This is a genomic window from Candidatus Pantoea formicae (genome assembly GCF_011752625.1).
GTDB lineage: Bacteria > Pseudomonadota > Gammaproteobacteria > Enterobacterales > Enterobacteriaceae > Pantoea > Pantoea formicae.
Map to the genome: position 1 here is coordinate 209,749 of NZ_VWXD01000003.1, position 20,022 is coordinate 229,770.

General features: G+C 52.2%; 18 protein-coding genes. 13 read left to right on the forward strand and 5 right to left on the reverse strand.

All coding sequences use genetic code 11. The features are described 5' to 3' along the window. Window positions 1-16 precede the first annotated feature (16 nt). From F3J38_RS09720 to F3J38_RS09740, 5 genes are read left to right on the forward strand one after another with little or no spacing between them, the layout of a single operon-like run. The gene (locus F3J38_RS09720; protein WP_167137628.1) at window positions 17-1,003 is read left to right on the forward strand and encodes a sugar ABC transporter substrate-binding protein; all 987 of its coding nucleotides are present in this window, start codon (window positions 17-19) and stop codon (window positions 1,001-1,003) included. Next, window positions 993-2,516, forward strand: a complete 1,524-nt coding sequence (locus F3J38_RS09725; protein WP_167137631.1) for a sugar ABC transporter ATP-binding protein — start codon at window positions 993-995, stop codon at window positions 2,514-2,516. The genes F3J38_RS09720 and F3J38_RS09725 overlap by 11 nt, the downstream gene beginning before the upstream one ends. Next, window positions 2,513-3,526, forward strand: coding sequence for an ABC transporter permease (locus F3J38_RS09730; protein WP_167137634.1), 1,014 nt, complete (start codon window positions 2,513-2,515; stop codon window positions 3,524-3,526). Before F3J38_RS09725 ends, F3J38_RS09730 begins: the two co-directional genes overlap by 4 nt. Further along, on the forward strand, window positions 3,519-4,505 hold the full coding sequence (locus F3J38_RS09735; protein ID WP_167137637.1) for an ABC transporter permease: 987 nt from the start codon (window positions 3,519-3,521) through the stop codon (window positions 4,503-4,505). Before F3J38_RS09730 ends, F3J38_RS09735 begins: the two co-directional genes overlap by 8 nt. A gap of 14 nt (window positions 4,506-4,519) precedes the next feature. Continuing rightward, the gene (locus F3J38_RS09740; protein ID WP_167137640.1) at window positions 4,520-5,887 is read left to right on the forward strand and encodes an LLM class flavin-dependent oxidoreductase; all 1,368 of its coding nucleotides are present in this window, start codon (window positions 4,520-4,522) and stop codon (window positions 5,885-5,887) included. Here the strand turns inward: F3J38_RS09740 and F3J38_RS09745 are convergent. Both F3J38_RS09745 and curA read right to left on the reverse strand, forming a co-directional pair. Beyond that, window positions 5,884-7,125, reverse strand: a complete 1,242-nt coding sequence (locus F3J38_RS09745; protein WP_167137643.1) for an SfnB family sulfur acquisition oxidoreductase — start codon at window positions 7,123-7,125, stop codon at window positions 5,884-5,886. The two genes, F3J38_RS09740 and F3J38_RS09745, sit on opposite strands and share 4 nt — an antisense overlap. A gap of 108 nt (window positions 7,126-7,233) precedes the next feature. Further along, window positions 7,234-8,265, reverse strand: coding sequence for an NADPH-dependent curcumin/dihydrocurcumin reductase (gene curA / locus F3J38_RS09750; protein WP_167137646.1), 1,032 nt, complete (start codon window positions 8,263-8,265; stop codon window positions 7,234-7,236). Window positions 8,266-8,393: 128 nt separating this feature from the next. Here curA and F3J38_RS09755 point away from each other — a divergent pair, with 128 nt between their 5' ends. The 7 genes from F3J38_RS09755 (at window position 8,394) to F3J38_RS09785 (ending at window position 16,939) form a co-directional block, all read left to right on the forward strand. Continuing rightward, window positions 8,394-8,645: a helix-turn-helix domain-containing protein gene (locus F3J38_RS09755; RefSeq protein ID WP_167137649.1), complete on the forward strand. Its 252-nt coding sequence runs from the start codon at window positions 8,394-8,396 to the stop codon at window positions 8,643-8,645. Further along, the gene (locus tag F3J38_RS09760; protein WP_167137651.1) at window positions 8,638-9,870 is read left to right on the forward strand and encodes a type II toxin-antitoxin system HipA family toxin; all 1,233 of its coding nucleotides are present in this window, start codon (window positions 8,638-8,640) and stop codon (window positions 9,868-9,870) included. The genes F3J38_RS09755 and F3J38_RS09760 overlap by 8 nt, the downstream gene beginning before the upstream one ends. Before the next feature lie 195 nt (window positions 9,871-10,065). Beyond that, window positions 10,066-11,421, forward strand: coding sequence for an MFS transporter (locus tag F3J38_RS09765; RefSeq protein WP_167137654.1), 1,356 nt, complete (start codon window positions 10,066-10,068; stop codon window positions 11,419-11,421). Continuing rightward, on the forward strand, window positions 11,399-12,754 hold the full coding sequence (locus F3J38_RS09770) for an enolase C-terminal domain-like protein (protein ID WP_167137657.1): 1,356 nt from the start codon (window positions 11,399-11,401) through the stop codon (window positions 12,752-12,754). The genes F3J38_RS09765 and F3J38_RS09770 overlap by 23 nt, the downstream gene beginning before the upstream one ends. Continuing rightward, window positions 12,751-13,866 (forward strand): lactonase family protein, encoded by a 1,116-nt coding sequence (locus F3J38_RS09775; RefSeq protein ID WP_167137660.1) that lies wholly within the window; start codon window positions 12,751-12,753, stop codon window positions 13,864-13,866. The genes F3J38_RS09770 and F3J38_RS09775 overlap by 4 nt, the downstream gene beginning before the upstream one ends. A 343-nt stretch (window positions 13,867-14,209) precedes the next feature. Next, window positions 14,210-16,303: an FUSC family protein gene (locus tag F3J38_RS09780; protein WP_167137664.1), complete on the forward strand. Its 2,094-nt coding sequence runs from the start codon at window positions 14,210-14,212 to the stop codon at window positions 16,301-16,303. Window positions 16,304-16,387: 84 nt separating this feature from the next. Continuing rightward, a complete protein-coding gene (locus F3J38_RS09785; RefSeq protein WP_167137666.1) occupies window positions 16,388-16,939 on the forward strand; it encodes a YbhB/YbcL family Raf kinase inhibitor-like protein in 552 nt (183 codons plus the stop codon). 74 nt (window positions 16,940-17,013) lie between these two features. Here F3J38_RS09785 and F3J38_RS09790 read toward each other — a convergent pair whose 3' ends face one another. Together F3J38_RS09790 and F3J38_RS09795 are read right to left on the reverse strand one after the other, a co-directional pair. Continuing rightward, entirely contained in the window at window positions 17,014-18,444 is a 1,431-nt protein-coding gene (locus F3J38_RS09790) for a purine-cytosine permease family protein (protein WP_167137669.1), read from the reverse strand. A 197-nt stretch (window positions 18,445-18,641) separates the two neighbouring features. Beyond that, complete coding sequence (locus tag F3J38_RS09795; RefSeq protein ID WP_167137671.1) at window positions 18,642-18,917, reverse strand: VF530 family protein; 276 nt, start codon at window positions 18,915-18,917, stop codon at window positions 18,642-18,644. Window positions 18,918-19,027: 110 nt separating this feature from the next. Between F3J38_RS09795 and F3J38_RS09800 the strand changes: the two genes are divergently transcribed. Next, window positions 19,028-19,336, forward strand: a complete 309-nt coding sequence (locus tag F3J38_RS09800; protein WP_084934916.1) for a hypothetical protein — start codon at window positions 19,028-19,030, stop codon at window positions 19,334-19,336. Here F3J38_RS09800 and F3J38_RS09805 read toward each other — a convergent pair. After that, window positions 19,333-19,992 carry a DUF1345 domain-containing protein gene (locus F3J38_RS09805; RefSeq protein ID WP_167137674.1) on the reverse strand — a complete coding sequence of 220 codons (660 nt, stop codon included), beginning with the start codon at window positions 19,990-19,992 and terminating at the stop codon, window positions 19,333-19,335. The genes F3J38_RS09800 and F3J38_RS09805 overlap by 4 nt on opposite strands. Between the last annotated feature and the right edge of the window lie 30 nt (window positions 19,993-20,022).

The window sequence follows — 20,022 nt, forward strand, 5'->3', positions numbered from 1 at the left end:
TCCAGGGATATAACCCATGAAAAAGCACCGCCTGGCAGGTCTGTTTTTGGCTTCTGCATCGCTGTTTTTAAGTCACTCCCTTATTGCAAACGCGGAGGAGGCACCTGCACTCTCTTTGGCCGGTAAACGTATTGGGATTACGGTGGCAGGTACCGATCACTATTGGGATTTAAAAGCTTATCAAGGGCAGGTTGATGAAGTGAAACGCCTGGGTGGCACGCCAATTGCCCTGGACGGAGGCCGTAAAGAATCCCAACAGATCGCGCAAATTCAAACCCTTATCGCGCAAAAACCTGATGCAATTATTGAAACCTTGGGCACAGCATCGGTACTGGAGCCTTGGTTAAAGAAAATTCGTGATGCTGGCATTCCTTTATTTACTGTTGATACGGCAAGCCCATCCAGCATTAATGTGACTACATCAGATAATTTTTATATTGGTGAGCAGCTGGCGCTGAAATTAGTCAATGATCTGCGTGGCGAGGGAAATATTCTGGTATTTAATGGTTTTTATGGTGTCCCTGTGGTTGCCATGCGTTATGACCAGTTGAAAGCCGTGCTGAAGTGGTATCCGAAAATAAAGATTATCCAACCTGAACTGCGAGATGTTATTCCAAATACGGTACAGGACGCTTATGCGCAAATCAGTCAGTTGTTGAATAAATACCCGAAAGGATCGGTACAGGCTATTTGGGCTGCGTGGGACGTGCCGCAAATTGGGGCGACTCAGGCCGTTGACGCTGCAGGGCGTAATGAAATTAAAACCTATGCTGTGGATGGCAGCCCGGATGTAGTTTCATTAGTGAAAGATCCCAAATCCAGCGCGGCAGCCGTTGTCGCGCAACAACCTTACGTGATTGGGCAAACCGCCGTCCAGAACGTGGCGAAGTACCTTGCAGGTGACCGTTCACTGCCGCCTGCCACCTATGTGCCGGCTATTCTGGTAACCAAAGACAACGCAGCAGAAGCGCAGAAAACCTTGGGTCAGACGGATGGTAAATAATCCACCGCTGCTGCATCTGAGGGACATCAGCAAATCCTTTGACGGCATACCCGCACTGCAATCTATTTCGCTCAACGTTCATGCCGGAGAAGTGCATGGACTGATTGGACATAACGGGGCGGGTAAATCCACGCTGATTAAGGTGCTTGCGGGCATTCATTCTGCCGATCACGGAGAGATCAGGTTAAACGGTGAAGTCATCACGTTTTCTAACCCGGCGCAGGCACTGCGCCAGGGGATTGCCATTGTCCATCAGGAGCGTTTACTGCCTGCATCGTTAACCGTTGCCGAAGCACTGTTACTGGGTAATGAACCACGCTTGCCACGCACTCCGTTCATCCTACGGCGAAAGATGCGGCAGCAAGCACAGCAACTGCTGCAACAACATTTTGGCTTGCAGCTTGATCCTGACAGCTTGATTGGTTCGTTGAGCGTTGCAGAACAGCAACTGATACAAATTTGTCGGGTGTTGCAAACCTCCCCCCGTGTCGTGGTGCTGGATGAACCCACCGCAGCATTGGCACGACACGAGGTCACCGCACTATTTCGCGTGATTGAACGCATGCGTCAGCAGGGTATCGCGCTGATATATGTTTCTCATTATCTCGATGAAATTCAGACGTTGTGTCAGTGCGTTACGGTGCTGCGCGATGGAAAAGATGTCGCGCATTTTCGCGCTCAACACATCACGTCTAATGCGTTAGTCAGTGCCATGGTGGGCGATGCGCAACAGGTGATAGCGCCGCGTGATGTCCACCGCATAGGCAACGTGGTGCTGGAAGTGAAACAGCTTAGTGCCTCAGGGCGATTCCAAAACATCTCATTTTCGGGTCGCAAAGGTGAGATCGTCGGGATAACGGGTTTGCTCGGATCAGGAGGGAAAGCCCTGATTCGCGCGCTATTTGGACTGGAGTCTGGCGTCAGCGGGCAGGTTCGATTGAATGACCAGCAGGGAATTCCCCTTACACCTCACGTGGCCGTCAAACGCGGTATCGCTTTTGTTCCCGAGGACAGACGGGCCAATGGCATCGCGTTGGATATTAGTTTGCGTGACAATGTCACTTTAACCACAGTGCGTCGTTTACTGCGCTGGGGTGGCGTTTCTACCCAAGCGGAAAGTGCTCTGGTTGCGACGAATATTGAGCAACTTGCTATTCGAGCACCAGGCCAGCAGGCACCCGTGCGTCAGCTCTCTGGTGGCAATCAGCAGAAAGTGGTGTTGGCAAAATGGCTCAACACCAATGCTCAACTTTATCTGCTGGATGAACCGACTGTTGGTGTCGATATTGCGTCAAAAGCGGCTATCTACCAGACCTTACAGCAACTCGCGGATCGTGGGGCACTGATTCTGGTGTTTTCCACCGATCTGCTGGAGCTGCAAACGTTGGCAGATCGCATCATCGTATTGGCACGTGGAGAACAGGCCACAACGCTTGACGCCCAATCCACTAGCCATGAAGAAATCCTTTCCTGGGCATCGGGTACAGGAACACTGACGGAGCGCGCATCATGAGCGATGTCATTCACTCTGCGCCTAACAGCCATTCACGCTCAGGGCGCAATACACAATGGCTGCAGCATGTTTCTCTGATCATTATCATTCTGGTTTTGGCGGTGTTTGCCTGGCTGTCACCCATTTTTCTGACGTTGACCAATCTGGGCAATGTCCTGCAACAAACCGCAGTGGTCGGTACGCTGGCATTGGGACTGACGCTGGTATTAAGCGGCGGAGGGGTGCAGGGGATTTCAGGCGGGATTGACCTTTCCATTGCTGCAAACCTTGGGCTTTGCGCAGCAGTGTTTGCCACTCTGATCGCGACAGAGCACTCCACACCAGTTGCATTGCTGCTCACCCTCCTTACTGGCGCTGCCGTCGGTCTGTTCAATGCTTTTGCTATCGTCTGGCTGGGTATTTTGCCGCTGCTCGCCACGCTCACCAGCATGAATATTGCGATGGGCCTGGAAATGGTGTTAACGGGCAATGCCTCTGTGTCTGCCAGCAGCGATCTGCAAAACATCTTGATTGCTAACGGGCCTTTAGCGGTGTCCTGGCTCGGCTGGGGCTTTCTCTTACTGGCATTAATCGCTATTGCCTTGTGTCGCTTCACGGCTTTTGGCTTGCGCCTGCAAGCGGTGGGCAGCCACCCTCAGGCTGCGAATGCGGCGGGAATCGGCGTTAAGCGCTATCGCGCATTGAGCTATGTAATCTGTGGTGCCAGTGCAGCATTGGCATCGGTGGCTTCTGTTTCTCTGCTTAGTGGCAGCTCTCCCGGTGCAAATGACAATTTGCTGATGGTGATTGCAGCAGCGCTGTTGGGCGTGGTGTTCTCACGCCGTCTGGTGCCAACCTTGGGAGGGGCGCTTATTAGCGCACTCTTCCTCAGCCTGATTAGCAATGGTTTCCAGCTCGTTAACGTATCGAGCTACTGGATCAATGGTGTGGAAGGTGTCTTGATTTTATGTGTCGTCGCGCTCACCGCGTTACTACGCCGCCGTCAACAGAGAGGAACGCAAGGTGTCTGATCAAACATGGCCGCTTCAATCCCGACAACAGTGGCAGGTTAACCTGCTGCGCGGATTAATCGTGCTGACGTTCGTTGTTCTGCTGCTTTTCTTTATTCTTGCCGCACCCGGCTTCGCGACTATCTCAAACATTCGTAGCGTGTTGTTGAATAACGTTGCACCCCTTGCGATTGTTGCGTTGGCCATGACGCTGGTGACGCGCATTGGCGCCATCGATCTTTCCGTGGGCACGGCTATCGATATCGCCTGTCTGGTTTTTGTCACGCTGATTGTTCATCAAACCAGCTTGCCGCTCGCACTGATACTGGCGTTAACCGCGGCGCTTTTAGTCGGCGTTTTTAATGCCATCCTGGTGACTCAACTGGGTGTGGAACCTTTCCTGGCGACGCTGGGAACCCTCTTTATAGGGCAGAGCGTGCAACAGCTCTCATCCAATGGGGGGCAGCCTGTGTATTTGCTCAGCCAGAAACTACCCGAAGGATTTTCCGTTATTGGACACGGATCTCTACTCGGTATCCTGGTGCCGTTGTGGCTGTTATTACTGGTCACGCTGGTGCTTTATCAGCTATTGCATCGCAGTGCGACCGGGCGCGCATTACGCGTTATGGGAGAGCAATATAGCGTGGCGCAGCACTCCGGCGTGGCGGTTAAGCGACTCACTGCCATCGTCTTTATCCTATGTGCCTTGATTGCCGGTATTGTCGGTTTGATCCTCGCAGCCAATGTGAAAGCGTGGGTACCGCTGTCAGGCAATGCCTATCTTCTCAATGCTATCGGGGCCAGCTTTATTGGTGCAACGTTTGCGCCTTCGCGTCGCCCGAACGTTTTCGGCACGCTGTTGGGTGTGGTGTTACTGAGCTTTATTGCCAACGGCTTGCTATTAGTGGGCTGGAATTTCTATTGGCAGCAGGTGGCTACCGGCGTTCTAATTTTCATCGTGCTGGCTATAGGTGCACTGCGCAACCGTCGTCATGCCTGATTAAGGAGTTAAGGATGAGCCGCCCACCGTTTTTACTCTTTGGTTTTATGATGAACGTGCCTGGCCATATTTCCGCCGGATTGTGGCGACATCCAGAGGACCAAGCGCATCGTTACACCGAGTTAGCTTACTGGACGGAGATAGCTAAACAACTTGATCAAGCGGGCTTTGATGCTCTGTTTATTGCCGATGCACTTGGACAACTCGATGTCTGGCAGGGCAAGCCGGATACTGCGCTACGTTTGGCAGCACAGATGCCGGTTAACGACCCACTGCTGCTGGTCTCTGCGATGGCTGCTGTCACCCAACATTTGGGATTTGGTATCACAGTATCAACCACCTATGAGCATCCTTACTTACTGGCCCGAAAATTCACCACCTTGGATCACCTGACGCAAGGTCGTATAGCCTGGAATGTGGTCACTTCGATGCTGGACTCAGCTGCACGCAATTTGGGACTGACACAACAGATTCCCCATGATGAACGTTATGAACGCGCGCAGGAGTTTCTCGATGTCACCGGTAAATTGTGGGAAGGCTCTTGGGAAGATGGCGCCGTGCATCGTGACAAAGACAACAGCTTATATAGCGAGCCCACTAAAGTGCACGCCATTAACCACCAGGGTCGCTGGTATCAGGTGCCCGATGCACATCTTAGCGAACCCAGTCCACAGCGCACGCCCGTGTTGTTTCAGGCCGGTACTTCCAGCCGCGGGGCGCAGTTCGCAGCACGTAATGCAGAAGTGATATTTCTTGGCGGCATCACGCCGCAGGCTATCGCCGAAGATATCCAACGCATTCGCGCGCTAACCGAAGCAGAAGGGCGCGACAGTGGCTCGTTGCGCTTTGTCACTGCCATCACGGTGGTCACAGCGGAATCAGACAAGGCAGCCCAGGCCAAATTACGTGATTACCAGCAATATATTAGTGAGGAAGCGGCCTTAGCGCTGTTTTCCGCCTGGACCGGTATTGATTGGTCTCAGGAAGACCTTGATACCCCGTTGGCATTTCGTGAAACCGATGCATGCCGATCGGCTCTCGCCAGCCTGACGCGAATTGATGACCAGAAGCGCTGGACACTGCGCGATGCGGCTCAGTACATCGGTATTGGTGGCTTACATCCCCTTTTGGTGGGCGGTGCGGAGAGCATTGCCGACCAGTTGGACGCCTTCGCCGCCGAATCCGGCGTTGATGGCTTTAACCTGGCTTGGGCAATCAGCCCCGGCAGTTTCACTGACTTCATCACTTATGTTATGCCGGTGTTGCGTCAACGTGGGCGGCTACGCAGCATGCCAGCGCAACCGTCCACGCTGCGCGAAAGGTTATTGGGTCAGCCTCGCCTCAGCGCTGACCATCCTGCCGCGCGCTTTCGCCATGACTAACTCCAGGCATGACGCGGTGGTGGCGTGCCATTGAGGTAATAATTACCCACATGGTAATACTTCCAGCGCACCGGATCGTGCAGGGTGTGAGTGCGTGCATTACGCCAGTGCCGGTCAAGGTTATATTCCTGAAGCGTTGAGCGCGTGCCCGCCAGTTCAAACAGCTTGTTACCGGCGAGAATGGCGATTTCCGTGGTCAGCACTTTTGCCTCAGCAGTGGCCACGCTGGCTTCTGCTACCTGCAATTCATCTGGCTGTTGCAGGGCGCGGTCAATGGCTTCACCAGCACGCCACAACAGCGCTTCAGCCGCATGCAGTCTTATCTTTAAGTCGCCGACGGCTGCGAGCGTGAAGTGATCATCAGAGGCGCGCTGTTGGCCGCTGTCAATCCAGGGGCGGGAGCGCTCACGCACGAAGCGCAGGGTATCTTCAATCGTGCCACGCGCAATGCCTACATCGACTGCAGCCTGGATGATCTGCGAAATGGGCCCCGCAGCGGTTGGACGTTCAAATGCCTGGTACGCAGGAATGACGCGGGAAACCGGCGCACGAACATTTTCCAGCAGCACAGTGCCTGAGGCCGTGGTGCGTTGTCCGAAGCTGGACCAATTGTTAATGACGGTGAGTCCCGGCGTGTTGCGATCAAGTACGATAAGATGGGCGCGATTCTGTTCATCCAGCGCCACGGCATGGATACGGTGAGCCAGCAGGGCTCCTGTGGCATAGAACTTTTCGCCGTTAATCACCACGTCCTCGCCTTCACGGTGGAAGCGAGTCTGGAAATCAGCGACCGTGGGTGAGTTTTTCTCAGAGAACGCATTGCCCCAGCGTAAACCCGCCAACACTTCAGCGAGCAGCGTCTGTTTTTGCGTTTCACTGCCGTCTTCAACCAGATGTGCCACACCCGCCAAATGATTTTGCGGGAGTTGGCCGAGCGCGGAATCGGCTGCAGAAATAATGGCAATCACTTTTGCTACCGTCGCCCAAGAGACACCTGCACCACCATATTGTTTGGGCACCGCCATCGCCCATAAACCACTCTGCGAAAAAGCATCCAGTTCTTTTAGCGGTAAAATGCCTTCGCGATCGCGTAGCGCGGCGTCACGAGCAAATGTCTCCGCAAGTTGATGGGCAATCGCGATAGCTTCTACATCATCACGGATAATATGAGCGGGTTGTTGTGGTAATGGCACAGCGGCTTCGGCTTGTTGCGAATTGACTTTGAGTATGAGCGACATGAGAACTCCCGAGGGTGATCATTCAGGTGAATATCCTCTCATGCGCTCGGTGCAGGCCATATCTCAATTGCAGCTATGTAAAGTGAAAAATGCAAATAAGACAACCAGTTAAGATGATACCTTCACCACGGTTTTACCGAAGTTCTTGCCTTTTAGCATATCGAAAAATGCCTGTGGCGCATTCTCCAAACCCTCAATCATATGCTCGCGGTAGTGAATTTTCTCCTGCTCAACCAAGGGCGTCATCGCCTGCAAAAATTCAGGATAACGATCACCATAATCCTGAAAGATAATGAAACCTTGCAGGCGGATGCGGCGTTTCAGAATGCCGCTAAGGATCTGCGGAGTGCGATCCGGGCCTTGCGGGAGGCGATTGCCGCTACTGTAGCTGGAGACTAAACCACAAACCGGCACGCGCGCTGCCGTGTTCAGCAACGGGAATACCGCATCAAACACTTTGCCACCGACGTTTTCAAAATAGATATCAATGCCATCAGGGCAGGCGTTTGCCAGCTGCTGAGCGAAATCTGCACTGTTATGGTCCAGACAGGCGGAGAAACCCAGTTTTTCAATGGCATAGCGACATTTTTCTTCGCCACCGGCGACACCCACAACATGGCAGCCTTTCAGCTTACCAAGCTGCCCAACGGTTGCGCCCACTGGGCCGGTTGCGGCGGCCACCACCAACGTCTCACCCGCCTTTGGCTGCCCAATATCCAGCAGCCCCATATAGGCGGTAAACCCTGGCATGCCGAGAATGCCCAACGCCCAGGAAGGATGGGGCAGGTTGCCGATTTTACTGACGCCGCTGCCATCCGAAACGGCATAGCTCTGCCAGCCACTGCCTGCCAGCACCCAGTCACCTGCTTTGAAATCAGGATGTAGTGATTCGGCAACTTGAGAGACCGTCCCACCCACCATGGGTTGATCGAGCTGAGCCGGGGCCGCATAAGATTTGCTGTCATCCATACGACCGCGCATGTAGGGATCTAGTGACAGGTAAAGGGTGCGCAACAACATTTCACCGTCGTTCAATGCGGGAATCGGTTGTTCAACCAGTCTAAAGTTGTCTTTGGTGGGTTCGCCATTGGGGCGTGAGGCGAGCAGCCAAGCATGATTGACGTTTGAATGTTGTGCCATGGAGACCTCATTGTTGTGATCGATTTAGCAAGTGTAGCTGATAGTTAAATCTAGCCAGAATGTTGCTATATAATAACATTTGGTCCAATATTGGTGTTTTGTTGCTATATAACAACATTTGAGGGTCTATGCTGCCAGGTATGCTTGAGATTGGTCAAAAGTGCCAAGAGAAACGAAAGGCGAAAGGGTGGACACAAAGCACTGCGGCCACGCATGCGGGAATCCATCGTACGGTCATTTCACAAATAGAAAATGGCCTTTATTCCGGTTCCCTTAAAGCATTGACCCTCTATCTGAACGCGCTGGAGATGAAGCTTTCGGTGCAGTCAGCCGGTATGCCACAGTTAGATGAATTGGAGGCGTTGTTTAACGATGACTGATTTAACGCAGCTTGCCAAGCCCATACGCCATATTGAAGTTTATAGCGGTGGTGAATATAGCGGAAGATTATTGCATGAGAAGGGAAGCTATAATTTTAGCTATGATTCCGAACGCGCCAGGGCTGTTTCATTAACAATGCTTGCTGATAATCGTCTTGGTTACAACGGCAGTCGCTTATTCAACATCTTTGAAATGAATATTCCTGAAGGATATGTACGCTATCATATTGCAGAGCGGCTTCGCCGATATGTTGGTAATGTCAACGACATGCTGTTTCTGGCTTTACAGCAGGATACAGGTATTGGTGCATTATCTTACAAGAGTGATATAAACTTCCCTCGCCCTTCACCTGAAAAGCTTGATGACTTGCTGCATTGGGATCATAAAGAGAGTGCTTTTCAATATTTGCTAAATAAATATTTACTGCAAACGTCAATCTCTGGTGTGCAACCAAAAGTGATGATCAGTACTGAAAGCCGCGGTACGGTGCTGTATCCCAACTTGATCGCCAAAACAGGGGATGAAGAGTATCCACGACTCGCTGAAAATGAGTTCATATGCATGTCACTTGCAAAACTCTGCGGGCTTAAAGTGGCAGATTTCTGGTTATCAGACAATAAAGAACTCTTCATTATGGAGCGCTTTGATATTCAACAAGATAAGCGTCTGGCCATGGAAGATTTTTGCGTGCTATCGGGAAAAACTTCGGACCATAAGTACAGTGGATCCTATGAAACCGGTGGCAAGATTGTGAGTTTATTTACTCGCGACCAGTCGCAGGTTGAGCATTATTGGCGCTATGTACTCTTCAGCTGCATGGTAGGTAATGGCGATGCGCATCTAAAGAATTATTCATTACTGTATTCGGCTCAGGATAATACCTCACCTAAGCTATCTCCTCTCTATGATGTCGTTAATACCGACATTTATCCCACCACAGATAAAGAATTAGCGCTCAAGTTAAACAAAAGCAAAAAATTTCCCAACAGAGATGATTTATTGAAGTTTGCACGTGAGCTAAAAATCATTAAACCTGCAACTGTGATGGAAGAGTTTGCGGATGTGATTAACGAGCAGTTAGTCAAGGGGACACTATTTGCAGATTTTCCAGAGTTAAAGGAGTCCATTGGCCGTTCACTGACTCGCAGTATGGCAACCAATAATCTGTTCCTGACAACCGATGTAAAACGCCCTAAAAAACGTAAGACGGATTCCCTGCTGTGAAAGGCGGACAGGCTTTAACTTCGCAGTGAGCCAGCGCACAATCCCACGCAAAAGTTTTTGCTGCGAAATAAGCTAACCTCCTGAATAACCATGACTGATGTGCAACTGCACAGGCGGTATCGGGCACTTTCACATAACGGCTCTCAAATCAGCTGCGTATACCTATAGCGGTGCTAATAACCCAATAGGTGACGCATGACGCTTCAACAATCTTCTGATTTAGCAGCAGATCACAACGCACACATTGCTTCAGCCATCGCGAAATTTTTCCGCCGTATCATTCCGATGCTGGCGGTGATGCTCATCGTTAACCAGATTGACCGCGCCAATATCGGCTTCGTTAAAGCGGAGCTACAAGCCGATGCAGGAATCAGTGCCGCCGCTTTTGGTTTTGGCGCGGGGCTATTTTTTATTGGTTATGCGCTGTTTGAAGTGCCCAGCAACGTGATGCTGAAAAAACTGGGGGCACGGATCTGGCTCACTCGCATCATGATCACTTGGGGTATCGTGGTGGTGATGACCGGATTTGTGAGCACACCGCTGCATTTTTATGTTTTACGCTTTCTGCTCGGCGTGGCCGAAGCGGGATTCTTTCCCGGCGTGCTGTTCTACTTTCGTCAATGGGTCCCCAATGCCTGGCGCGGGCGGGCAACAGCCATGGTATTGAGTGCCACGGCCAGCGCCTTTCTGTTTTCAGGCCCTCTTACGGGCGCCATTCTGATGCTGCATGACGTAAACGGCCTGGCCGGTTGGAAGTGGGTCATGTTCCTGGAAGGGGGAGGTTCCATCATCATCGGTCTCTTAGCAGCCTTTGTGTTGGTCTCCAAACCCCAGGATGCCAAGTGGCTCAATGCCGCAGAGCAGCAGGCATTAAAACAGCAACTGGCGTTGGAAGAGGCGGCGCGTGATGTACAGGCCAAAGAGTATGGCCGCTGGGGTTTGCTGCGCGATCGCAACCTACTGTTCTACTGTCTCATCTTTTTCACCATGACAATGACTGGATACACCCTGGTGTTCTGGCTTCCGCAAATTATCCAGCGTATTCAGGGCTATAACAGTTTTGAAATTGGGCTGCTAACGGCAATTCCCTGGCTATGCGCGATAGTTGCCCTGTTTGTGTTGGGCAAAACCACTGACCGCTATCGCGACAAGCTGGATAAAGGGCTGGGTATCGCCATGCTGATTGCCGCTTGCGGCACGTTTATGGCGACCCTGGGTTCACCTTGGTTTGGTTTTTTCGCGATGATTGTCGCTTGTATCGGCTCCAAAGTCAGTGCCGCCTTTTTCTGGCCGATGCCGCAAAGCGAATTACCCGCATCCATTGCCGCGCCCGGCATCGCATTGATTAACTCGATTGGCAACCTCGGCGGCTTCTTTGCGCCGACCGTGTTTGGCTACCTCGAACTTCATACCGGCAGCACCACCGGCGGACTCTACGCCTTGACCAGTGTTTCGGTCATCACCGGTGTCGGGCTGCTGTTGCGTCGTAAACCTGTTCCACCTGCATTCGGTCACAAGGAGAGAAACCATGTCCGACACACCAGTCATTAACACCATGCGCGTTGTGCCTGTCGCGGGTTACGACAGTATGTTGCTGAATATTGGCGGTGCGCATAACTGCTATTTCACGCGCATTCTGGTGTTCCTGACTGACTCGTCAGGGAACGTTGGTGTCGGTGAGACACCTTGCCACGCATCCACCTTACAGTTACTGGAAGGGTTCCGCCCGCTGATTGTGGGGAGTTCATTGATGCGAGCGAACGCGACCTTGAGCCAGCTATTTGCCAGCGACGCACGCAGCCAGCAGACCTCTCATACCAACGACATTCATATCCCGCAAATGAACCCGGAGAAGTTTTATAACGCTGCAGCGGCCATTGAAGCGGCACTGTTAGACCTGCAGGGTAAATTCCTCAATCTGCCTGTTGCCGATCTTCTTGCCAGCGGCAAACAGCGAGATCGAATTCCCGTGCTGGGCTATCTGTTCTACATCGCAGATCGTAAGCGCACCAATATGCATTACCGAACCGGTGAAGATGAGCCTGAAGGTTGGTTGCGCAGGCGCCATCAACCCGCGATGGACAGTGCAGCCGTGGTAGAACTCGCTGAGGCAGCGGTTGATAAATACGGCTTTCGCGACTTTAAACTCAAAGGCGGTGTTCAGCACGGTGAGGTGGAAGTTGAAACCGTTGAGGCGTTGTTGTCGCGTTTCCCGCAGGCTCGTGTCACGGTCGATCCCAATGCCAGTTGGTCATTAGAAGAGGCGATCCGCTTTGGCAAGCAGCTGGCGGGCAAAGTGCCTTACCTGGAGGATCCTTGCGGTGCTGAGCAGGGGTATTCTGGGCGTGAAACCCTGGCCGAATTTCGACGCGCCACCGGTGTGCCCGTCGCGACTAACATGATCGCCAATGACTGGCGGCAGTTGCATCATGCATTGCAGCTCAATGCCATCGACATTCCCCTTGCCGATCCCCATTTTTGGACCCTGCGTAACGCTAACGTGGTGGCTCAACTGTGTAACGAATGGGGGCTCACCACGGGTTGCCATTCCAACAATCACTTTGATGTCTCCCTCGCCATGGTGGCCCACCTCGGGGCGGCTGCCCCTGGCGACCGCCAAACGGCCTTCGATACACACTGGATTTGGCAGGATGGTCAGCAATTAAGCCATCAACCTCCACAGATCCGTGACGGGTATCTGGAATTACCGCCAGGCCCCGGATTGGGCATTGAACTGGATATGCAACGTGTTGAACAGGCGCATGCGTTGTATAACGCGCTCCCGGATAAGAACCGCAACGATGCGTTAGGGATGCAATTTTTGATAGATAACTGGCGTTATGATGCGAAACGGCCTGCGCTGGTTCGGGGAGAAAGGAAATGAAGAAGACTTTTCAGGTCGCCACTTTGCTGGCAGCCATGGCATTAAGTGCACCGCTGTTGGCGAAAACCTTTGTTTATGTTTCCGAAGCGGATGATGGCACCATCGCGCGCTATGCGCTGAATGAGCAAACCGGTGCTTTGCAGTTACTTGGGCGCACGCCCGCGGGAGGCAAAGTGATGCCGCTGGCGCTAAGCGCTGACCACCAGCATCTTTATGCGGCTATCCGCAGTAAACCTCTGCGGCTACAGAGTTGGAAGATAGACCGTGCCACGGGCGATCTGAGTAAAACCGGCGAAGTCACTGCCGCAGCCAGCTATCCCTATATCAGCACCGACAAACAAGGACGGTTCCTGCTTGGCGCGTCTTACGACGGAGATGTTGTCCACGTGTATCGTCTGGCACAAGAGGGCGGCGTGATCGCACCCCCCGTTGGCAGCTACAAAACCGGCCATGCGGCACACTCGGTGGTTGTGGATGATGCCGGGCATACCGCTTATGTCGGCAATCTTGGAACCGATCGTGTGCTGCAATTAAAACTCAGCAAAACGGGGGAACTTAGCGCACTGGCAAATGGCTACGTGAAGACCGCAGCGGAAAACGGGCCGCGCCACTCGGTGCTGTCTCCAGACCAACGCTATCTCTACAACGTGGGAGAAATGGGCGGCATCATCACGCAGTACAGTCGTAATGCTCAGGGCGAGCTGTCGAAAATTGCCGAGACACCGAATGCGGTGGCTGCGGAGTATAAGCTGCAACACGGTCTTGAGCGCCCGCCGGGCTACAGTGACACCACGCCGCGCATTTGGGCAGCCGATATTCACATCACCTCCGATGGACGTTTTCTTTACGTCAGCGAGCGCACCAGCAGTACCTTGACGGGTTACCACGTGGATAAAAACAGTGGCAAGCTCACGCTGATTGGCAGTTGGCCGGTTGAGCAGCAGCCCCGCAGTTTTGCGATAACCGGTGATGGCCGTTGGCTCATCGCCAGTGGTGAAAAAAGCAAGGTCACAGGCAGTTATGCGATTGATAGACAAAGCGGGGCGTTGAAAAAAGTCAGTGAAGCACCGGCAGGTGGGGACGCAAACTGGGTGACCATCGTAAGAGACTGAGTTTTCGCTGATCTGGCGCAGTTAATCGCGACAGATTGCGCGAAATGTTTTTATGGAGGCGTTGTTATTGCTCAGGTTATTTTTGAAAGTGTGATCCAGAACACATTTATCCCACTGATAACAACCAGCGAGTAAATCCGCTTTTAAATCAATGTGGTGATGAAATAGCTGCGCTTTTTAATACTAATACTATTAGTAAACCTTAATAATTACCCTGTTATTGATTGCCAGGTTAAAACATCATTTTCGATGCTGTAACAATTTGACGTATTTATCGCAGTGAGCGGATTGATTATTCTGTCAGGATACGCCGCACTTAGACTGGCTTGGTCTCAAAATTGTCATGCAGTGGTTTTCAAAAAACGCCGTTTATTTTGCTGTAAAAACCTGTCTGGCTGCCTTCCTGGCACTGTATATCTCGCTGGAACTCAATCTGGATAAACCCGCTTGGGCAGTGACGACGGTCTTTATTGCCTCCCAGCTCTACTCGGCTTCCACCATCTCTAAGTCACTGTTCCGCATGCTCGGTACTTTGTTGGGTGGGGTGTTTATCTTCTTTGTTTTCCCGCTCACCGTGGAGCACCCGCTGCTGTTTAGCCTGTGTATTTCACTGTGGGTGAGCGTTTGTCTCTATCTTTCCCTGCACGACCGTACCCCAAAAAGCTATGTTTTTATGCTGGCAGGCTACAGTGCCGCGATCATGGGATTTCCCGAAGTGATGACCCCGATGTCGATCACCAATACCGTGTTATCCCGTATTGAAGAGATTGCCGTCGGAACCCTGTGCAGCAGCCTGGTGCACGCTTTACTCTTTCCGGTATCGATGCGCAGCTTGCTGGAGCAGAGTGTCAGCCAGTGGTATCTCAACGCGCGTAAGCTTTGCCATGACTTGCTGTCAGGCATACCCAGCGATAAATCCCCTGAGCGTGATGAGATCCTGACGCGTATGGCGACCAATCCACAGCAGGTGGAAATCCTCATCACCCACTGCGTGTATGAGGGGGATGCGGCTCGGCGATTAATCCGCCTCGTCAGCGTGCAGTATCAACATCTTTCGTATCTCATCCCTACGCTGACAGCCATAGAGATGCGCCTGCAGCGGATATCGGCTCAGCAAATTCCTTTTCCCGACAATGTCGCCGTGGTCTTCCGGCTGTTTTTACACTGGCTCAACGATGGCGAGACCGTGGGCGAAACCAGCGGTATTCAACTTGAACTCAGCCGCTGCCAGAGCGATATCAACGCAGCCTGGCGCAACGGTGAGTTATCGATTGAACACTGTTTGTTGTTTACCGGATTGCTGGAGCGCATGGCAGATTTCGTGCGCATCGCGGGCGCCTATCAAAGCGTTGGTGGGTTGGTCAGCGATCTGTCAGGGGACACCACACCCGCGCGCGGCAAACGCACACACCGCTTTTACGACAAAGGGATGATTCGCCTTTCGGCGCTGACGGCCTTCTGTGCTGTGTTCGGCTCATGCCTGCTGTGGATCGGAACAGGTTGGCACGATGGTGCCTCGGCCCCGGTGATGGCCGCGATTCTCAGTTCGCTGTTTGTCAGTATGGATACGCCGCTCACCTCAATGAAGCTATTTGTACGCGGTGTGATTGTCGCGATTGTTATCAGCGTCATCTATGTGGCGTTGTTGATTCCGCAGGCGACCTCATTTGAAGCGCTGATGATTTGTCTCGCACCAGGCTTATTGCTGTTGGGGTTGATGATTGCGCGCCCATCCACCAACATGATTGGTATCAGCGTGGCGATTCAGATCCCGGGGTTTATTGGTTTGGGCCATCACCTTAAACCAGACTTGGTGTTGCTGATCAATAATGCGATTGCGTCGTTAACCGGCGTGCTATTTGCTGTGGTCGCCACGGTGCTGATGCGTAACAAACGCCCCTCATGGACCGCACGACGCGCGGTACGTCAGGGATTACGCGAGCTATTACGCTTTATTAAAGAGCTTGAACGTAACGGTTCTTCGTTACTGGGACGGCAGCGATTTATCAGTTTGATGTTGGATAAAGTCAATGTGGTCCTACCGCGACTGAGACTCGATCCACAGCCCGATATGGCCGGCATGCTATTGGCTGAAGTGTGGATGGGCGTGAACAGTTTTGACTACTATGCCCGGCACAAAACGTTGCTGGCTAAATACCAACTGGACAGTGGCCAAATGTTTCATGAGCTGTCGCTGTTTCTCAAACGACGTTTGAAATCACTGCAAGCGCCGCCGCATCAGGATCTGCTCGATGAACTCGATCTGCTGATGCTGTTGCTGGAACGACTGGCTAAACAGGATGACAACTTGCTGACGCCGTTATTCCATTTGTATAGCATCCGACTTTATTTGTTCCCGCAGCAGTCATGGCCAGTGGCAACACCGCGTCAGATGGAGATGATGCAATTGCAGGATTATCGCCAACGCGCTTACTAACACTCCCGGCTTAAACTTCGTTAACGACATCATCAGCATATATACTTGTTGTTTCGCTGATTTTTTCATCAACAGGAGTTGAAGATGGTTACGTTAAAACGCGCGCTACTCTTGGCGCTGCTTCCGGGAAGTGTGATGGCAGCTCCGGTTTTTACCCTGCAATCGCCAGACTTTAACGACAGTGCGATGCTGGATAAAACCTTTGCCGGTAATAACAAAAGCAATCCATCTTGTACGGGAGAGAATGTGTCTCCCGCGCTGAGTTGGTCAAATGCGCCAACAGGGACGCGCAGTTTTGCCTTGCTGCTGACTGACCCGGTGGGGGGAAAAGGGCTAGGTGTCACCCATATGGTGGCCTACAACATCGCCGCCGATCGCACCCAGTTTGCACAAGGTGAGCTCAGTAAGGGCGTAGGCTATACCGGCGGCAAAAACTCTCCTGGCACCACGAGTTACTATGGACCTTGCCCACCTGTTGGAAGTGGCATTCATCATTACAACTTCGTGCTGGTCGCCACTGACTTGCCGGTGAATCAGTTACCGGCCGGGCTCACACATGATGAGCTCATCGCGAAACTCAAAGGGCACGCACTGGGTGGCGCAACCGTGGTTGGACGCTTTACCAACGATAAGTGATGTGACGAGCAGGCCGTCCTAAGCGACGACCTGCTATTTTACTGAAGAGTACACGTAAAGGTTTAGTGACAACGTCACTCAAGCGGATAGACAGAGCGTTCCAGTTTGCCACGACCATCCCAACGGCTGGCAATCAGCCACAGCAGTGCCGTAACAAACCAGCCAATAATCCATGACACGTCATTACCGGCAAAAATCCAGGTTAATGAACCGTGATGCAGCGGATTGTCGATAAAGGGAAGTTGTACCAACACTCCCAGGAAGTAAACCACGATGCCTGCCAAGTTCCAGCGTCCGTAACGCCCATTGGGTTGAGACAGCGCAGGCACATCGACTTTGCCTTTGGTGATCAGGTAGAAATCAGTCAGGCTAATCGCGCTCCAGGGCACGAAGAAGGCCAGCAGGAACAGCAGGAAGTGGGTGAAGGATTTCAGGAAAGCGGGTTCACTGATCAGTGCAATGATGCAAGCTACCGTGACCATCAGCACCACAAACAGGATACGGCCGCCGCGGCTGAGTGAGGTTTGCTGACGGAAGCCAGAGACGATGGTGGTCAATGACATGAAACTGCCGTAAGCATTCAGCGTGGTGAAGGTGATTTTCCCAAAGCAGATAGCGAAGTAGATGACCATTGCCATGGTGGCGGTGCTGCCTAAACCGACAATGTAACCCACCTCGTTACCTGAAAACGCTTTGCCGGCAATGGCGGCAACAATCACACCCAAGGTCATCGATGCCTGAGTACCTAACACGGTGCCAAAAAACACTGAGCAAAAGAGTTTTTTCGCGGAGACATTTGCCGGGAGATAGCGGGAATAGTCAGAAACATAAGGACAAAATGCGATCTGCCACGAGGAAGAGAGTGACACCGCCAGCAGGAAGTTGGCGATGGTAAAGTGTTGATTCCCCCACACGGCTGACAAGTCATGGGTGGTCAGCAGGGTAATAAACAGGTAGGCGAAAGCCAATACGCCAATCACACTCGCCACTTTACCCAGCTTGTGAATCACGCGATAGCCCAGCACCGCGATGACCACGATGATGGCGCTAAACAGAATCATTCCCGCAGCGTTGCTGACGTTAATCAGCTTGGCCAAGGCTTGTCCCGCCAACACCGTACCACTGGCGGAGAAACCGACGTACATGATGCACACCAGCACCAAGGGGATCACCGCACCAAACACACCGAACTGCATGCGGCTGGTGATCATTTGCGGCAAACCCAGTCGCGGCCCCTGAATCGCATGCAGAGACATAATCCCTGCGCCGACAATTTGCCCGACTAACAACCCCATCAGCGACCACACCACATCGCCGCCCAGCACCACGGCCAAGGCGCCCGTGACAATCGCGGTGATTTGCAGATTGCCGCCAAACCACAGGGTGAACTGGCTAAAAGGGTGTCCATGACGCTCGCGCAATGGAATGTAATCAATGGAACGGGTTTCTGACAGGCGCTGTTTCTCTGCGCCTGAATAATCTGCTGCAGGTGATTCGGCTGACATAGTTTCCTCGCTGGAACAGTAAACGCGGTGCGTGAATTTTTATTGTTAGTCTGTTGTGAATGCAATTGGTGATACATGTATATACATGTATCGATACTGTCACGCGCGATGAGAAGTTACAAGGCAGGCGGTCATTGGAAAATGTGATGACGCTGGCAAGCTTGAGATGAGAGGGAGAAAGTCAGCGTAAGGGAGGGTTAGCGGCCCTGCGTCCAAGGATTAAATCCTGGCTCTTCTTTATCATCAGCGGTAGGTTCATCCAGTGAATCAAGATAAAGTGCTTCGACTTCTGCACGCGCCCAGGGGGTGCGGCGTAAGAATTTGAGGCTCGATTTAACGCTGGGATCGTTTTTAAAGCAGTTGATATTAATCAGTTTGCTGAGTTCAACCCAGCCGTAGCGGGCCACCAGCGCATTGACAATCATTTCCAGGGTGACACCGTGCATCGGATCGTTAGAAGAGTGAGCGGTCATGATAAATCCTTGCGTGCAGGTGTAAGATTGGCGGGCAAGGTTACAAGAAAGCCGAGCCAGCAGCAATGATGTAAACTCTAGTCGGGCCATTTACCACAGGATGAGACGCAATGAGCGATAAGAAAATGATTTCCATCGACCAGTTCAACGAAGCGGAACGTGTCGAGGTCGATGAGATTTTTAAGGGATTGATGCAGAAACATCGTCAGCGTAGCGGTAAAGAGCCAGACGCCAAGAAAGAGAAGGAGTTCACGGCAGAAGCCCGCCAACAGGTCATGACTCTGAAGCTGGCGAAAGAGAAAGCGAAAGCGGACAAGGCAAAGAAAACGCCGGTGCGCCGTAAAAAGCCTGAGGCACAATCTGCCAGTGAAGTTAACGACTTCAACTGGTCGGCGTCTGTAATCAAAGGAAGACGCTAACTGAGCAATCCTGCTCCCACATTCACTGACAGTCCTAATATCGCCAGATTGAAGATAAACGAGATAACGGATTGCAGCAGTGCCAGCTTGCGCATTTCTGTGGTGCCGGTGGCAACATCGGCAGTCTGGGAAGCAACGGCAATGGTGAACGAGAAGTAGAGAAAGTCCCAATACTCGGGCTCTTCAGGCTTTTCCGGAAAGATCATTGGAGTGACGTTGTCACTTCTTTGCAGGTAGTGTTGATGGGCGTAATGCATCGCAAATGAGCTGGGCAGCAATGCCCACGACACAATCAGTGTTAATGCCGTGAGCAGCAGATGCAGTACTCGCGGTGTGCCATTGAGATGTTTTAACGCTGGCAGTTCACTCATAATCGCCACAATGCTCACCATACAGGCCACGATCACCATAACCAACACCAGCGTCGCGCTTTGGTCCTGCATTTGTGCAATCCGTTTTATTTCACCCGCATCCGTCCGCAACATGCGAAACCAAATAAACCACAAATAGAGCCACGCCAGTACATTCCAGCCAATCAAAAGTCGCTGCATTTCGCCTAACTGCGCGGGCAGCAAGAGATAGCAGAGGATGCCTGCCGCCATTGAGATCAGCAAACGCAGTCGAGCGAAAAGATGGGAAGTGAAAGAAAAGGGCATGATAGGCGGAATTTTCCCGGCGATTGAATA

Excerpts from the sequence above, each read along its gene's own strand:
- F3J38_RS09755 (WP_167137649.1), top strand. The coding sequence starts at position 8,394 with ATGCTGCCAGGTATGCTTGAGATTGGTCAAAAGTGCCAAGAGAAACGA.
- F3J38_RS09805 (WP_167137674.1), bottom strand. The coding sequence starts at position 19,992 with ATGCCCTTTTCTTTCACTTCCCATCTTTTCGCTCGACTGCGTTTGCTG.
- F3J38_RS09730 (WP_167137634.1), top strand. The coding sequence starts at position 2,513 with ATGAGCGATGTCATTCACTCTGCGCCTAACAGCCATTCACGCTCAGGG.
- F3J38_RS09765 (WP_167137654.1), top strand. The coding sequence starts at position 10,066 with ATGACGCTTCAACAATCTTCTGATTTAGCAGCAGATCACAACGCACAC.
- F3J38_RS09720 (WP_167137628.1), top strand. The coding sequence starts at position 17 with ATGAAAAAGCACCGCCTGGCAGGTCTGTTTTTGGCTTCTGCATCGCTG.
- F3J38_RS09790 (WP_167137669.1), bottom strand. The coding sequence starts at position 18,444 with ATGTCAGCCGAATCACCTGCAGCAGATTATTCAGGCGCAGAGAAACAG.
- F3J38_RS09770 (WP_167137657.1), top strand. The coding sequence starts at position 11,399 with ATGTCCGACACACCAGTCATTAACACCATGCGCGTTGTGCCTGTCGCG.
- curA (WP_167137646.1), bottom strand. The coding sequence starts at position 8,265 with ATGGCACAACATTCAAACGTCAATCATGCTTGGCTGCTCGCCTCACGC.
- F3J38_RS09800 (WP_084934916.1), top strand. The coding sequence starts at position 19,028 with ATGAGCGATAAGAAAATGATTTCCATCGACCAGTTCAACGAAGCGGAA.
- F3J38_RS09780 (WP_167137664.1), top strand. The coding sequence starts at position 14,210 with ATGCAGTGGTTTTCAAAAAACGCCGTTTATTTTGCTGTAAAAACCTGT.
- F3J38_RS09775 (WP_167137660.1), top strand. The coding sequence starts at position 12,751 with ATGAAGAAGACTTTTCAGGTCGCCACTTTGCTGGCAGCCATGGCATTA.
- F3J38_RS09745 (WP_167137643.1), bottom strand. The coding sequence starts at position 7,125 with ATGTCGCTCATACTCAAAGTCAATTCGCAACAAGCCGAAGCCGCTGTG.
- F3J38_RS09795 (WP_167137671.1), bottom strand. The coding sequence starts at position 18,917 with ATGACCGCTCACTCTTCTAACGATCCGATGCACGGTGTCACCCTGGAA.
- F3J38_RS09760 (WP_167137651.1), top strand. The coding sequence starts at position 8,638 with ATGACTGATTTAACGCAGCTTGCCAAGCCCATACGCCATATTGAAGTT.
- F3J38_RS09725 (WP_167137631.1), top strand. The coding sequence starts at position 993 with ATGGTAAATAATCCACCGCTGCTGCATCTGAGGGACATCAGCAAATCC.
- F3J38_RS09785 (WP_167137666.1), top strand. The coding sequence starts at position 16,388 with ATGGTTACGTTAAAACGCGCGCTACTCTTGGCGCTGCTTCCGGGAAGT.
- F3J38_RS09740 (WP_167137640.1), top strand. The coding sequence starts at position 4,520 with ATGAGCCGCCCACCGTTTTTACTCTTTGGTTTTATGATGAACGTGCCT.